This is a genomic window from Clostridium sp. AF22-10, assembly GCF_003478725.1.
GTDB lineage: Bacteria > Bacillota > Clostridia > Lachnospirales > Lachnospiraceae > Otoolea > Otoolea fessa.
Window position 1 is genome coordinate 16,446 of the sequence record NZ_QUFZ01000025.1, and the last position, 16,344, is coordinate 32,789.

Annotated in this window: 10 protein-coding genes and 1 pseudogene; 10 read left to right on the forward strand and 1 reads right to left on the reverse strand. The window is 36.3% G+C overall.

Features of this window, described 5'->3' with window-relative positions; genetic code table 11:
* Window positions 1-19: 19 nt before the first annotated feature.
* From DWX91_RS13905 to DWX91_RS13950, 10 genes and pseudogenes are all read left to right on the forward strand, one after another.
* Complete coding sequence (locus DWX91_RS13905; protein WP_118539273.1) at window positions 20-3,445, forward strand: hypothetical protein; 3,426 nt, start codon at window positions 20-22, stop codon at window positions 3,443-3,445.
* Window positions 3,446-3,531: 86 nt separating this feature from the next.
* Window positions 3,532-7,191, forward strand: coding sequence for a DUF6273 domain-containing protein (locus DWX91_RS13910; RefSeq protein ID WP_147354412.1), 3,660 nt, complete (start codon window positions 3,532-3,534; stop codon window positions 7,189-7,191).
* A 48-nt stretch (window positions 7,192-7,239) separates the two neighbouring features.
* A complete protein-coding gene (locus DWX91_RS13915) occupies window positions 7,240-7,554 on the forward strand; it encodes a hypothetical protein (RefSeq protein WP_118539278.1) in 315 nt (104 codons plus the stop codon).
* Window positions 7,555-7,691: 137 nt separating this feature from the next.
* Complete coding sequence (locus tag DWX91_RS16715) at window positions 7,692-7,835, forward strand: hypothetical protein (protein WP_182435088.1); 144 nt, start codon at window positions 7,692-7,694, stop codon at window positions 7,833-7,835.
* Complete coding sequence (locus DWX91_RS13925) at window positions 7,835-8,674, forward strand: hypothetical protein (RefSeq protein ID WP_118539282.1); 840 nt, start codon at window positions 7,835-7,837, stop codon at window positions 8,672-8,674. The genes DWX91_RS16715 and DWX91_RS13925 overlap by 1 nt, the downstream gene beginning before the upstream one ends.
* A gap of 23 nt (window positions 8,675-8,697) precedes the next feature.
* Complete coding sequence (locus DWX91_RS13930) at window positions 8,698-9,996, forward strand: hypothetical protein (protein WP_118539284.1); 1,299 nt, start codon at window positions 8,698-8,700, stop codon at window positions 9,994-9,996.
* A 63-nt stretch (window positions 9,997-10,059) separates the two neighbouring features.
* On the forward strand, window positions 10,060-10,329 hold the full coding sequence (locus tag DWX91_RS13935; protein WP_118539286.1) for a hypothetical protein: 270 nt from the start codon (window positions 10,060-10,062) through the stop codon (window positions 10,327-10,329).
* 15 nt (window positions 10,330-10,344) lie between these two features.
* Window positions 10,345-13,644 (forward strand): hypothetical protein, encoded by a 3,300-nt coding sequence (locus tag DWX91_RS13940; protein WP_118539288.1) that lies wholly within the window; start codon window positions 10,345-10,347, stop codon window positions 13,642-13,644.
* Between the two features lie 117 nt (window positions 13,645-13,761).
* Window positions 13,762-14,944, forward strand: a pseudogene (locus DWX91_RS13945) (transposase).
* A gap of 177 nt (window positions 14,945-15,121) precedes the next feature.
* Complete coding sequence (locus DWX91_RS13950; protein WP_118539290.1) at window positions 15,122-15,994, forward strand: hypothetical protein; 873 nt, start codon at window positions 15,122-15,124, stop codon at window positions 15,992-15,994.
* A 52-nt stretch (window positions 15,995-16,046) separates the two neighbouring features.
* Here the strand turns inward: DWX91_RS13950 and DWX91_RS13955 are convergent.
* Window positions 16,047-16,344, reverse strand: a 298-nt coding sequence (locus tag DWX91_RS13955) for a transposase domain-containing protein (RefSeq protein WP_147354413.1), incomplete at its 5' end; no start/stop codon positions are given.

Genomic DNA, 16,344 nt, shown 5'->3' on the forward strand with positions numbered 1-16,344 from the left:
TAAATTGAAAGGAGAATCAATGGCTTTATCTTTTGGCGAGTCAATTAAAAAGACTCAGATGAAGTCATCTGTCGCTACTGCTCCGACTAATCTGAGCACTTTTAGTACAGATGATGTCCAACCTGTTGTTATGGAACAAGAAGTTGTTTCGTTTGTTCGTAACAATAATTATGTGTGGTACAATAACTACACTGATGAGAAGTTGTCCTACATTGACGAAGGGAAAAATATCTCTGTAGACAGTTCTCAGATTAATATCTCTCAAGAGGAAAATTCACAATTCATTCCTTTTGAGATGAATCGTTTTTATGATGGAATTGACTTAAAAGATATGCTGATTCAAATCCATTATATTAATCAAAATAATGAAGAAGATTTTGATAATGTGGTGAATTGTGAATATAGCAAGGATAAGATTCGTTTTGCTTGGTTGATCGATCGTGGTGTTACATATTTATCAGGTGAAGTCACATTTGAAATTCGTGCCACAGGTACAAATGAAATGGGTGATAATTATTGCTGGATTTCTAAACCAAATGGCAAGTTAAATATTCTTGGTTCTTTATCTGGTAAAGGAGTTATTAAACCTGCTGCAGATTGGTATACAGGATTTGTTAATACCATGAATAGCAAGATTAATGAAGCCGCGTCTTATGCTAATCAAGCTTCCGCATCTGCAACCAGAGCGGAGGAAGCAGCAAAAACAATAGAAGTAAATATTGGTGATGTGACAAATACTGTTAATAGTAATGTAATGGCTACTGTTACAGAAAAGCTTGCTACGTACTATAATAAAACAGAAGTTGACAATTTAATTTCTAATATTGATGTAACAAATCAGTTACAGGATGTATATAATAAGATTAATAATATTGATGGACTTGCTAAATTCAAGGTAGAATATACAGAAGCCACATCTACTCTCTCATTCTATAATGGGGAAGAAAAAATCAATGATATTGTTCTTAATACAAATCCTACTGTTAAATGGACTACGGCTTATAATCAAACAGTTGATAATAAGATTTCTAATGCAGTAAATCCAATTTCAGAAGCTCTTAACTCTTATAAAGAATCTAATGATTCTGCCGTTTCAGTTCTCAATAAGAAAATTGGTAATATTCCAGAATCTTTACGAACTGATTATTACAAAAAGACAGATGTTGACAACCTTTTGAAAGAGAAAGCATTGGCTGCTGATGTTGCTAATCTTACCTCGTCTGTAAATACAATGGAACAGACAGTAAATACAAATAAAAAGAATATAACCACTCTATCTGATAAGGTTGCTGAGTTTGAAGATAAATTATCTGGATTAAATAAGAATGATACGAATAAAACCTATGATGCTACTTATGAAGACAGCACATATACTCTTTGGGAAATTGAGCATGAGGGTGAAAATGATAAAGAAGTTCGTACTGCTAAATCTCAATTTAAAATTGTAGGTGGTTCAGGTGGCGGAACAACTTCAACTCTAAAGATTGAATATGTTACTAAATCTCCTGTTGTTATGACAACTGAGGGAAAAGCAGTTATCAAATATAATTTCTCAGGTATCGATTCTTCTGGTGATCAAGTAACCGAAGGTTCTTATACTTGGAAAATTGCTAGTAGAACTATCGCAACTGGCACTGCTATTAGTGGAGAAAATACATTCGATGCAACTCAATATATATCATTAGGTACACAGAAATTATTACTTAGTATTGTCGATGATGCTGGTACTCTTGTAACGAAATCATGGACTGTGCAGATGGTTGATATTCGCATTGAATCATCTTTTAATGATAAACTAACTTATAATATTGGAACGGTTGCATTTGATTATACTCCTTACGGAGCTATTCAGAAGACAGTACATTTCTCATTAGATGGCAGAGAAATTTATACAGTAAATACTACTTCTTCTGGTATTCCAATGGCTTACAATATCTCATCTCAAGAACATGGTTCACATCTTGTAGAAGTATATACTACTGCTGAGATTAACGGAGAAACCATTGAATCGAATCATATTAAAAAAGATGTTATTTGGTATGATCCAACTAACAATAAACCTGTTATTGGATGTATTCAGCAAACACTCTCAGTTCAGCAATATGATACAGTAAATATTGAATATACTGTTTATGATTCAACAACTGAAAGTCCAGTTGTAACATTGGGAGTTGACGGCAAAGTAGTATCTACTCTTACTTTAGATTCTCATACACAGATCTGGCAGTATAAACCAACAGAAGTTGGTTCTCATGTATTAACTATTACATGTAGAGATACTGTAAAAACAATTAATGTTACTATCTCTAAATTGGATATTAATGTAGAACCTATTACGACAGGATTACAATTTGATTTTAATCCAATCGGAAGGTCTAATAATGATGCCAATAAATTATGGATTGATGAAACAAATTCAGACGTAAAAATGACTGTTTCTGAGAACTTTGACTGGTCTAATGGTGGTTATCAATTAGATGAAAATGGTGATCAATATTTTGGAATCAAAGCTGGTACAAAAGCAGTTATTTCTTATAATCTTTTTGCTGATGATGCAAGAAGAAATGGCAAGGAATTTAAATTTGTATTCAAGACTACAAATGTAGCAAAAGCCGATGCCACTTTCTTATCGTGTGAATCTAATGGTATTGGGCTACAGATGAATGTTCATGAGGCATATATCAAATCTTCTGCAAAATCCTTATATGTTCCATACAGTGAAGAAGATATTATCGAATGGGAATTTAATATTAACAAGGATACTGATATTCCTATTGTAATGGCTTATGAGGATGGTACACCTGGTAGACCAATGAGTTACACCTCTGATTATTCTTTTACTCAGGAGAACCCAGCATACATTACTATTGGCTCTGATGATTGTGATGTATATATTTATAGAATGAAAGCCTATAATACAAGTTTATCTTCTCAAGCAATTCTTACTAATTTCATTTGTGATGCAAGAAATGCTACAGAGATGATCGATCGTTATAAGAGAAATCAAATCTATGATGAGAACCAAGCTCTTACACCAGAACATCTAGCAGAAGCTTGTCCTGATATGAGAATTATTATGATTGAGTCTCCTATCTTTACAAATGATAAGAAGAATTATATCAAGAATGCTTCGATGGAATGTATTTATAAGAACGGCGATCCTATTTTAGATAACTGGAAAATTGAAAATGGATATGTTGTAGGACAAGGTACTACATCTAATGAATATGGTCAAGCAGGAAGAAACCTAGATTTCATTTTCTGTGCTGATGGTGTTCATCAGATCAATAGTAAGATTCCATTAGATACAGATTATAAGTCAAAAATCACATTTGGAGATGGTTCTGTTATAGATGATGGTACTGGTAAAATTAGTCTTACCAGAAATTCAATTCCTATGAATTGGACGAATTTCAAAGTAAACATAGCTTCCTCAGAATGGTAAATAATGCTTATATCCAAAAGCGGTTTAATGATTATATACCATACACTTCACCAGCTCAAAAAAGAGATTCCAGAATAAAGAATGACATGGAGTTTGTAAACTGTGTTATCTTTATCAAAGAAAGCGATCCAGATTTATCTACTCATAGAGAGTTTCAGGATACTTCTTATCATTTTTACGCACTCGGCAATATGGGAGACAGTAAGAAAACTGATGTTACAAGAGCTTATGATCCAGATGACATGAAAGAATTTTGTATTGAGATTAGTGATAATACTCTTGCCAATTCTACTTTTCAAACAGGTGTTAAAAATTCAGATGGAAGTATGAAATATCCTATTAGTAAGTCTGAGTGGGTATCTGGTAATACCGCTTATGATGCCCTTTATAATGACTGGGATGGCTCATTTGAATTTAGATATGATTGTTGTGGGGATTCTAAGGATGGACAAGCTACCTCTACAAATGAAATCAAGGAACAAATTAGAACAAATAATCGTCAGATTTGGAGAGATTTTTATGAATTTGTAATTACTTCTACTGATGAAGAATTTGTAAATAATTTAAAGAATTGGTTTATTGTTGATGCAGCAACTTACTTCTATCTATTCACTTTAAGATATACTATGATCGATAATAGAGCTAAAAATACCTTCTGGCATTGGGCTAAACATTACATTAGTACATCTGAAGCATCTGAAATGGGTGATAAGGCAAAATATTATACCGTTGATAATGAAGCCGCTGGAATTAATAATGGATACCGATTTGACTTCTTTGATTATGATAATGACTCGGTTTTGGGAATCAATAATAGCGGAGAGCTTACTATGACATATGGTAAAGAAGACACTGATTATCGTACCGATGGAGAACCGTCTTCTGGATACATTTTTAATGCTGCTGATTCTGTATTCTTCTGTCGTATTCGTGATTTAATGCAAACTCAACTTCGTACTATGTATCAGTCATGTGAATCTAAAAACTGTTGGAGTGCAACATCTCTTATTAATCAGTTTGATGAAAAACAGAATGAATGGTGTGAAGAATTATGGCGGTTAGATTACGAGAGAAAATATGAAAGAACATATCGTGAAGGTAACACTCGTTTTTTAGAGCAGATGATGAATGGTAAGAAGAAGTATCAACGTAGACAATTTGAACGTGATCAAGAGATTTATATGGCAACAAAATTCTTAGGAACTACTGCTACTTCCGATCAGATTATGTTCAGATGTAACACTCCTGTAGGTGTAGTTGTAAAACCTGATTATACTCTTCATCTTACTCCATATTCAGATATGTATTTATCAGTAATGTTTGGTAACTCTTCTGCTAAACAAATCAGAGCTAAAGCAGGTCAAGTATATGATATTACATGCCCATACGAAACTATGGATGATACAGCGGTGTTAGTTTATGCTGCATCTCGTATTCAATCTATGGGTGATGTATCCACATGTTACATTCATGATAATGACTTCTCTAAAGCAGAAAGATTAAAAGAACTTATTATTGGTAATACAACAGAGGGATATTCAAACACATTCTTAACAAATCTTGTTATTGGTAATAATAGACTTCTTGAAAAACTAGATGTCAGAAATACACCAAATCTTTCTACAAGTCTTGATTTTTCCAAGTGCTTAAATCTAAAAGAATTTTATGCAACTGGTTCAGGTCTAACAGGCGTTCTATTTGCCAATGGTGGTAAAATTACTACTGCTCTTTTACCAAATACTCTTACTTCTATTAATATGAAAAATTTGTTATATCTTACCAATTTACAGATTACAGGATATGATAAGATTTCTACATTAATTTTAGAGAATTGTAATGTAGTAGATTGTAAAGGTTTGATTGAAAAATCTAAGAATGCAAACCGTGTTCGTATTACGGGTATTAATTGGCAATTAGATGATACTACTCTTTTAGATAGAATCTATAGCATGAAAGGTATTGACCGCAACGGATATAACACTGATCAATCTATCTTAGCTGGTTCTGTTCATGTACCTGTAATGAGAGAAAAGAAATTAGCTGAATATCAAGAAGCATGGGCTGATTTAGATATTACTTATAACACGTTGGTAGAACAGTTTACAATTGAATTTAAAAATGACGATGGTACAGTTCTTGATATTCAATATGTAGATAAAGGAGAAAAACCTGTTGATCCAATTACGAGACAGAATAATCCTATTTCTATTCCTCAAAAAGAATCTACAGCAAAAGATGATTTTACTTATGCTGGATGGGATAAGAACTTTACAACCGCGTTTACTGATGCTGTTTACACAGCAACCTATACTTCTATCGTGCGAAAATATACTGTACGTTACATCTCCAAGGGAACTGTAAAGGAAACAATCATTGCTGATTATGGTTCAACTGTATTCTATAGTGGCGACATTCCAACATACACTGCTGAGGAAGCTGCATATAAGTATTATTTATTTAATAAGTGGGATTCAAGTGGTTATGTAACAGGTGACAAAGACATTAATGCCGTATTCGATTCTTGTGAATATGTACAGAACTACTTCACTAACAAAGATTTAAGCACTATGCGACCAGTTGAGATTTACGCAATGTGTAAACTTACTAAAGAGCAGGAAATCGTATCTGAAAAAGATAGCATCTCATTTACTATGGGAACAGACTATTCTTTTGAAGACATAACTGACCAGACAATCATTAGTCAAGAAACTGTGTTTACTGGATCAAATTATATAGATACCCAGATTTCCTTATTTGATGAAGATAAGGACTTTGTTATTGCAGTGGACTATATGTTTACAAGTGGGAATGCAAATAATGCTGTTTTAATGCAGTGTTATAAATCTGATGGTTCTCTTGGATTCAAACTTTGGAATAATACTCAACCTCAGCTGACATGGAATACATCTAGTCTCGTTACATCCGATATTGGAAAACGAGATATTCTTGTACTTCGTCATATTAAAGGCGAAAAACAGATTCATGTTTATCGTGGTGATTTACCAGCGGATACGATTGCATATTCTACATTATCAAGTAACAAATCTGCAATTGCCAACAGTACACTTGTATTTGGTTGTTCCAAAGCAGATGATGGTGCTTACGAGAATTATGCAAAAGGTACTATTTACTGGGCGAAAGTATGGAATGCTGATTTAGGTGATAAAGCATGTCGTAACCTTGCAGCATGGACTCACGAAGAAATCAATTTAGAAATGTACGCATTTAAGCGTTACTATTTATCTGATAATTCTGGCAGTCGTACATTTATGTCTTTCATGGCTTCTCATGTACTGGCTAACCAGATGCAGCTAAATTCTACATCTTCTAATACAGGCGGTTGGGCGGCAATGAATCTAAATGCTTTTCTGAACGAAAGATTTTATAAAGCTATACCTGTTCAGTGGAGACAGCTTATCAAACAGGTTAAGATTCAGTCTTCTAACGGACAGAAATCTACTGAAACAAGTACATCCAACTGTTATATTGCTATCCCGTCTGCTTATGAAGTGGATGGTAGTATGAATTTTGAGCCATATAGTTATGAGGGTTCACCTATTCCATTCATTACTTCTGATGCGACAAGATTGAGAAAAACTAATGATGACATAGCCGTATCTTATTGGCTGCGTTCACCCAATGTTATGTCCAATACTTATTTGTATGGAGTAAATGCGGATGGTTCTTTGAGCGGCTATAAATATGCCAACGGTGAATCATATGTAGCAGTCATTCTAAGTATCTAATAATAATGGGACGTTCTTCGGAGCGCCCTGTTTTACTGGAGGAAAATTATGTTTTACAAAGTAATCAAAAGCAAAAATGTGATTGATGTCCTCTGTTCAATTCAATATGTAAAATTTCAGCTCAAGCACAAAATCCTGTTACAGTGCAGTGAAGAAGATGCACAGGGTATTTTATCGTCTACAGGTGACACCGCATATCACATTCCATCATTAAATCCATTTCCCGTAGATTCATTCGCCACTGTGACTTTAGAGGAAATTACGGAACATGAATATAATCAGCTTAAATCGACTCATTGTATGTCACCGGAAGAAATTATTGACCGTTATACTATGAGTTTGTTGGAACAGGGGGTAATTTGATGAGCGACTTTATAGAGAGTTTAAAAAGATTATACAGAAATAAAATGTTAAAAAATGAACAGTTAGATCATCTCCTCTCTATTGGTAAAATCTCAAAGGAGGAGTTTGAGTACATAAAACGAAAGGAGGGGTAAAACGTGCATACATTTTTAATTCAGAATGATAATAGCGTAATTGCTACGAAACGACAGAGAATCATACAGTGTTCCAGACTGGCAGATAATACAACAGATGGTATGGTCTATGTCAACGCCTTCGATGATGAGGAGGGTGACGGCTAATGGCTATCAAAACTTCCGCAAACAGAGCAAAATTCTCGCTTGTCAAGTTTAACGACATCGAGCGTTTTATCAACGATGGCAAGCTTGATGCAAATGATATTATCTACACCAAAGATACACACGAAAACATTCTTATTGGTTCTGATTTATCTATTAATCCAGTTCGTTCTAAAATCTATCGTTTCCTCGATGTTGCTACAGCGGAAAGTGCATTAAATAGTGCAACTGATTCTTATGAAGGTCAAATTGTCGCCATTCTTACTGACGGAGCTTATACAGCCTATATTGTCAATAAGAATACAGGTGGCTCTTTTTATGTAAGCAGACTAAGTGAGGATGCAAAGACTTTAAACTATGATACGTTAGGGAATAGACCGATTGATAATCTCGATGGTACTTTAGATCATCCAATTACCATTTCTAATTTGACAACTGGCGTTTATAAAGTTCGTGGTCAGTATAAAATTTGTCAAAGTGATTTTACAACTTATATTTCTGGCAACGATCATATTTTTCTGGTTAAACATGGAGATACTGAAATCTCCATTCGCAAAATCACAGCTACAGATATGTTCAACTATGTCGTAACTGATGGTTCTATTACTTCTCAATCTGAAATCCCAACAAAAGACTGGATTGAAAAACAGGGATACGCAACAAAATCCTATGTCGATGAGCAGATTGCTGCCCTAAATTTTGTCACACGAGATGAAATTTCAGACTACGTTAAAAACGTTATTTCAACAACACTTGATCCGATGATCGATGAACGGATTGAAACTAAATTAAATGAAACCCTCAATGAAGTTGAGGATTCAGATATCAATAACTTATTCTAATTTTTCACAAGGAGGAAAATAATATGGCAACTACGTTTACTTATGTATCTTTGCAGAACCTTCAGCAGTACGACAGTTTAATCAAACCATATATTGATGGTAAAGTGACTACTGGTATTGCAAATTCTTTAAAGACTGTGTCTCTTGATGGAAACACTCTGAAATTCTATACCGTTGCAGAGCCAATTGGCGCTACTGCTCCGGCATTTACTATCGAACTTCCACAGACGGATCTTACTGGCTTCTTAACTAAATTTGAAGCTGCTACCGTTGGTGATGTTGTTATTGTTGGTGACGATGGTAAGGTTATCAAGGATAGTGGTATTAAACTTGTTGATCTGGCAACTCTCGCAAACGTAGATGAGAAGATTGCGGCTGCAAAGAAACTGATTGACGCTAACATCAAAAAGAACACTGATGCGATTGCTAAACTAAATGGTGACGAGACTACAGACGGTTCCGTTGCAAAGGCTGTAAAGACAGCTCAGGACACCTTACAGGGCAAGATTGATGCAAACAAGAAAGAGGTTGATGGTAAGATTGGTACTCTCACTGATTTAACCACCGATGATAAGACCAGTCTTGTGAAGGCTATCAACGAGAATAAGGCTGCTATTGACGCAGCTAAGGCGGCTGACGAGGTAACTCTTGACACCACTACCACTACAGCCGGTATGCTCAAATCTTACACCGTAAAACAGGGCACAAAAACTGTTGGCGTTATCGACATTCCAAAGGATATGGTTGTAAAATCCGGTGTTGTTGAGGTAAATCCGAAAGGACAGAAAGCAGGTACTTATATTGTTCTGACTCTGGCAAACGCTACCGAAGACAAGATTTATATTAATGTTGCATCTCTGGTAGATATTTACACTGCCGAGAAGAACGCTGTACAGGTACAGCTTACTATTAATCCAACCACCAGAGAAATTAGTGCAGTCATCGTCGCTGGTTCTATCGGTACTGTTGAGTTAGCAGATGGCGCAATTACTACCGTTAAGATTGCTGATGGTGTTGTAACCAAGGCAAAACTTGCTACCGAAGTACAGGCATCTCTTGATAAGGCAGATAGTGCTTTACAGGAAGCAGACATCGCTGATCTAAAAAAAGATGTTGCAGCTAACAAAGCTTCTCTAGCTGAGGGTGGTGCTACCGACACTGCTATTAAGGCAGCTAAACAGGCGGCAGACGATGCCAAAGCCGCTGCTGATGAAGCAAAAGCAGGAGTTTCCGGTTTAAACACTAGAGTAAAAGCACTCGAAGATGTGAAATATGTTGCTGCTACCAAAACAGAAATCAAAGCACTGTTCCCGACCGCATAATAAATTGATTTAGTAGGATGAGGCTTTATTGCCCTCTCCTATTTTACTAATTGGAGGAAAATCATGGTAAACACATATATCGGCTTGGATGGACTCCAATGGTACGATTCCGAGATTAAGGATTATATATCCAAGCAAATTGAAGATTCAAAGAAACAAATTGTTATCACCGCCGATTCCTATTTAGAATTTCCGACACTTGGAGATGTTGAATGTATCTACATTGACAAAGGGGAAAACAGAGTGTACAGATGGGACGATGCCAATCTGAAATATTATACGGTTGGTAGTGATTACAACGAAATTGAAATTATAGACGGAACAGGCAAATAGAAACGGAGGAACATCATGGATTTATTTAAATTAGAAAACACTTCCGTTTCTGGTAATCCTGTTGTGTTAGAGGATTGTGGTAAAGCACCGTTACAGGGATTGACGGTGTATGGCAAATCCACGCAGGTGACGACGACAGGGGCGCAGTTGTTCGTATCGAAAAAATCACAAGAATCAAATGTCGGGATGACGCTGACACAAAAAGATGATGGTGGGTGGCACCTGGAAGGAACATGTACAGCTGACAATTCTCGTAATATTAGGTTATTAGAGCCGACTGAATATTTCACCTTGCCATCGGGAGATTATACACTATCTTTTACAGGTGCTATTCCTGATTCTGTCACTCTTAATATTGCTAAAGTAGCAAATGTACACAAACAAAATGAGCATTGGACTTACCTTGGAGGTATAAATAAAAACAAAAGAAACCTTGCCATATCATTAGACGGGACAGAAGAGGCACTGAGTATGTATGTGATTTTTCCGACCCAAGTAGCACTATCCTTTGACTTTTATGTTATGCTCAACGCCGGAGACACCGTGCTCCCCTGGGAACCGTACACCGGCGGAAAGTCGAGTCCAAGTCCGGAATATCCGCAGGAGATTGTGAGTGCGTTGGGTAATCTTACTGTGCGAGGTAAAAATATATACGATTCATCAATTCAATGGGGTGCAAATGGTTGGGGTGGAACTGTAAGAAATACGCAGAGTAAAGTAACGGTTGCAGCGAAGAGTGGATGGGTAAACGCATCATTTCTTAGTCCAGCAAAAGGAGAAACTGTTACATTTTCGTGTACATATAAACAAACTGAAACGACATCTAAAGATACAGATGAAGCATTTTGTATTATTACAACACCTAATGGACAATATCCAAAGTCAAATAATAATATTGTTTATAAAACATTATCTCCAAACACAAATGAAACAACTATTTCTGCAACATTTATATCTGATGCTTACATTGGTATCTTTCTAAGAGTTGATACAGAAGGTATTGGATTAACACGTACAGTTGAATTAACTAATATCCAACTTGAATATGGTTCCAAAGCGACATCTTACGAACCGTACAAAGGTTCGACTTCTTACACTCTCGCACCAAACGGTCTACCGGGCATTCCGGTAAACAGTGGCGGAAATTACATTGATTCATCTGGTCAGCAGTGGATCTGTGATGAATTTGACTTTGAACGGGGAGTGTATCGTCAACGGATTAAGCATGTAAATGTTATTTTCTACAAAACAGCTTCATCTAGTACGCATAGTGGATATAAACATGTAGCAACCAATATTCAAAATATGTCTAAGGAACATACAGAATGTTTGTGCAATATTGCAACGTATTCCAAAAATGCAGCCAATGGAGCAGAAGGTGTTCGTGCAAGTGGTAAGTTTAATACAATAGTTCTATACTATGAGAATTTAACGAACGATAATGTTTCTGCCGATGTTGCTTATATTCTATCTAATCCAATCGAAACACCTCTAACACAATCCCAAATTGAAACTTATAAATCTTTGCACACTTATGATGGCATAACTATTATTGAATCACCAGATAGTGTCGGATTAAGTGCCGTATACGGGAGAAAAATTTATATGGCAAACACAACTTTAAAAACACGTATTATTTTAAACAATAAAACGACCGATGAGTGGGCACAGAATGGCTCGTTTGTCGGTCTGAAAGGGGAATTTCTTGTTGATACTGTCACCAGAAAAATTAAGATTGGTGATGGTGCGACCGCATATACTGACCTAGCTTATGCTAACTTAACACCAGAGGAAGTACAGGAATTAATCAAGAATGCATCTCACAGCCATAGTAATAAGAGTGTTCTTGATGCAACTACTGCTTCTTTTACTACTGCTCTGCTTGAAAAATTAAATGGTATTGCATCTGGTGCAAATAAGACCATTGTTGATAATGCGCTATCTTCCACTTCTACTAACCCTGTTCAGAATAAAGTAGTAAATTCTGCTCTTGGAGGAAAAGTACCTACTTCCAGAAAGGTCAATGGCAAGGCATTAACCAGCGATATCACTCTTTCTGCTAATGATGTAAAAGCTATTCCTGTTTCTCAGAAAGGTGTCGCTAATGGCGTAGCATCTCTTGGTGACGATGGTAAAGTAATATCTGCACAGCTTCCAAGCTTCGTTGATGATGTTCTTGAAGGTTATGTATCTGATGATTCAGCGACATTCTACAAGGATTCTAAAAAATCTAGTGCTTATACGGCTGAGGCAGGTAAAATTTATGTAGATTTGACCAATAATAAAACCTACCGTTGGTCTGGTTCCAAGTATATCGTAATCTCTGAGACTCTTGCACTGGGTACTACTGCATCTACAGCATTCCCAGGTGATAAGGGTCATGCCGCTTATACACACTCTCAGTCTGCACATGCACCGAGCAATGCAGAGAAAAATATCATTGTTGGCATTCAGAAAAATGGTGCCGATGTAGCACCTGATGAAAACCGCAAGGTAAATATCACCGTACCGACTAAGACCTCTGACATCACCAACGATAGCGGATTTATTACTTCTGGCGCAACCACTGCAAAGGCAAAACAGTTAGAAACCCCTCGCAAGATTGATGGTGTAGGTTTTAACGGCACAACAGATATCACACATTTTGCAACTTGTGCAACCGCTGCTGCTACTCAGGCAAAGACAGTTAGTGTTACAGGTTTTAACCTTGTTACTGGCGCAAGGGTAACAATTAAGTTTACTGTCACAAATACTGCTGCTAACCCGACATTAAATGTGAATGGTACTGGTGCAAAGGCAATCAAATATCGTGGAGCCGCGATTAATACAGGTTATCTTGCAGCTAACAGAGTATACGAATTTGTATATGATGGCACTGACTACCTATTTATGGGTGATATCAATACCGATAGTAATACTACATATACGGCTGGTTCGGGTCTTACATTGTCTGGCACTCAGTTTAAGCACAAAAACGCTGTTACCGCCGGAACTGCAAAAGGTGATGATAGTAAAACATTAGGCTTTGGCGGTACATTTAAAGTTCCGAGTGTGTCCTATGATACAGAAGGTCATATCACTGGCGCAAGTTCTACTACTATGACCATGCCAGCAGCACCAACTTCTGTAAGTGGTAATGCTGGAAGTGCTACAAAATTACAGAATGCTAGGAACTTTTCTATCACTGGTGGTGCAACTGCCGCTGCTGTTTCATTCAACGGTACATCTGATGTTGCATTAAATGTCACTTCTGTAAATGCAGCTAAACTAACTATTGCAGAAAGTGATACATTAATTTTAGATGGCTCTGTATAAGGTCTAATTATTCTCTATTGTCCGGTGAGGAATTAGACCTTGCCGGAGCTTCTTTTTTAGAAAGGAGACAAAAAGCAAGAAAGTTTGTAAAAGAACTTATAGAAGAAGGTGATAAAAATAATAAAAACGCTTCGAGTAATGTTGATACCGAATAATAAACAAAAAACAAAATTGTTCCAATACGCTAACACTGCTCGATTTGCTTACAACTGGGCATTGGCGAGAGAGCAAGAAAATTATAAAAATGGCGGTAAATTTCTATCTGATATGGATCTACGAAAAGAATTTACAAAGATGAAACAAACGTATGAATACGCTTGGCTAAATGAAATTGATTGTGATGTTCCTAAACAAGCCATTAAAGATGCCTGTGATGCTTATAAGAAATTCTTCAAAGGGTTTTCTAAATTTCCTAGATTTAAGAGTGGTAAAAAAGTCCACACCATCATTTTACCAGGATAATATAAAAATTCAGTTTTCTAATACTCATGTTCGACTAATGTTGATAGCGGGTAAAGGCAAAGCCAAAAATAAAAGAAGTCAAAAATTATGTAAGGTTCGTCTCGCTGAACAGAATCGTATTCCAACAGACTCTAAATACTACAATCCTCGTATCAAATTTGATGGTTTGAACTGGTGGATTACAGTTGGCATAGAATTTCCTGACTCCATTGATATTCAAAAAAAGGATGGGATAGGTATTGATTTGGGCATTAAGGATTTGGCGGTTTGCTCAGATGGAAACATATATAAAAACATTAACAAAAGCAATAAAGTAAAGAAAATTGAAAGGAAAAAACGCAGATTACAGCGTTTGATCTCTCGTTCTTACGAGAAAAATAAAAGAGGAAAGGAATACTGTAAAACTAATAATGTAATCAAAAAGGAAAAACTTTTATTAAAAATCACTCACCGATTAACGAATATTCGTCAGAACTATTTACATCAAGCTACATCTGAAATCATAAAGCGAGAACCAAGTTTTATTTGCATTGAAGATTTGAATGTAAAAGGAATGATGAAAAACAGACATTTATCCAAAGTAGTTCAAGATCAGAAATTCTATGAATTTAGAAGACAAATCGAATACAAAGCAGTATGGAACAATATTCCAGTAGTCATTGCTGATAGATTCTTTCCAAGTTCTAAATTATGTAGTTGCTGTGGGACTATTAAAAAAGATTTGAAGCTGTCAGATCGTATTTATAAATGCGAATGCGGAAATGTAATCGACAGAGATTATCAGGCTGCTTTAAATCTGAAAAGATATGGAGAAAATGTTTTAAAATCTGTAGCATAGCATATTCAAGTTATCACAGATATGTACTGATTCGTTAGTCAGGAATTTACGCCTATGGAGAGTGCAAGAACTTGTGAGTAGTATCTGTTTCGGCAGTACAAAAACATACTCATGGAAATAGGAATGGAACATAAAAGTTTATTGCTTTTTATAAGTTTTCAGTAACGGAGACAAATTTTGAGCGAAAATACTTTAAGCGTGAGATTGAAACACGCCGCAAAAACAGAAACCGAATGGAAAGCAAGCAATCCCGTTCTGTTAAAAGGCGAGACTGCATATTCTACTGATATAAGACAAACCAAAACTGGCAATGGAACGAGTAAATGGACTGAGTTAGCTTATGATAATGCTGTGCCGACGAGTCATAGTCACGATTTAAGTACGATGATTAATAATTTGTCAACGGCTACTACTACACCAACTGATAAAGATTATTATGTGTCTCAATATGCAGGCGGCGGAACAACAAACACGAATTATTTTCGTAGACCAATGTCAGCTTTATGGTCATATATCAAAAGTAAACTCAAGACTGTTGCAACAACTGGATCATATAACGATTTATCCAATAAACCTGGCACTGGTACATCTTCTGCTGCCGGATTAACAAAATTATATACTAGCACTGGCACAGCCACAGATGGCACAATGACACAAGCTGCTATGAAAAATGCATTAGATGGTAAAGCTCCGTCATCTCATACACATAATTACGCTGGATCATCTAGTGCTGGTGGTGTTGCTAATAGTGCGAATAAACTAGCTACACCGAGAAAAATAAATGGTATTGCTTTTGATGGAACAAAAGATATCAATAATGTGATTTATACGACCAAGAAGGATTATGATACCCTTGTTAAAACTGGCACATACGACAAAAGTGCTATGTATGTAACAACGGATGAAATAGATGATATGTCTAAATTTAACACTGATCTACTAGATAGTTCTACGTCTCTTGCAAAACAAGGTAAATACCTCTCCTACTCCGATCAGAATGGTGGAAAATATCTTTCAATTAAAAATACAACAGATAACTCTACTGTGTAAACGCTCCATACCAAGTACCCTATAAGCTAAAAGCCGCTTCCGCGGCGCTACTTCATTGCTTTTTCAGTTTTCTGACAACGTCCGGCAACTTTTTCGACCATGGAAGCAGGTCATCTAAGAATGACCGGTCGCTGTCATCCATGCGCTTGGGGATCTCTGTCAGAAGGTGTTCAAAGTATTCGTATGGTTTTAGGTTATTCGCTTTTGCCGTCTCTGCGATGCTGTAAATAATCGCGGATGATTTCGCACCATTGATCGTATCGATCATCTGCCAGTTCTTCTTTCCAACACAGAATCCGCGGATCGCGCGCTCAGAGGCGTTATTATCCATAGGGACATCCCCATCTGTC

Bases quoted from the DNA above. Each gene is read 5' to 3' on its own strand.
- DWX91_RS13905 (WP_118539273.1), top strand. From the start codon at position 20: ATGGCTTTATCTTTTGGCGAGTCAATTAAAAAGACTCAGATGAAGTCA.
- DWX91_RS13910 (WP_147354412.1), top strand. From the start codon at position 3,532: ATGGAGTTTGTAAACTGTGTTATCTTTATCAAAGAAAGCGATCCAGAT.
- DWX91_RS13915 (WP_118539278.1), top strand. From the start codon at position 7,240: ATGTTTTACAAAGTAATCAAAAGCAAAAATGTGATTGATGTCCTCTGT.
- DWX91_RS13925 (WP_118539282.1), top strand. From the start codon at position 7,835: ATGGCTATCAAAACTTCCGCAAACAGAGCAAAATTCTCGCTTGTCAAG.
- DWX91_RS13930 (WP_118539284.1), top strand. From the start codon at position 8,698: ATGGCAACTACGTTTACTTATGTATCTTTGCAGAACCTTCAGCAGTAC.
- DWX91_RS13935 (WP_118539286.1), top strand. From the start codon at position 10,060: ATGGTAAACACATATATCGGCTTGGATGGACTCCAATGGTACGATTCC.
- DWX91_RS13940 (WP_118539288.1), top strand. From the start codon at position 10,345: ATGGATTTATTTAAATTAGAAAACACTTCCGTTTCTGGTAATCCTGTT.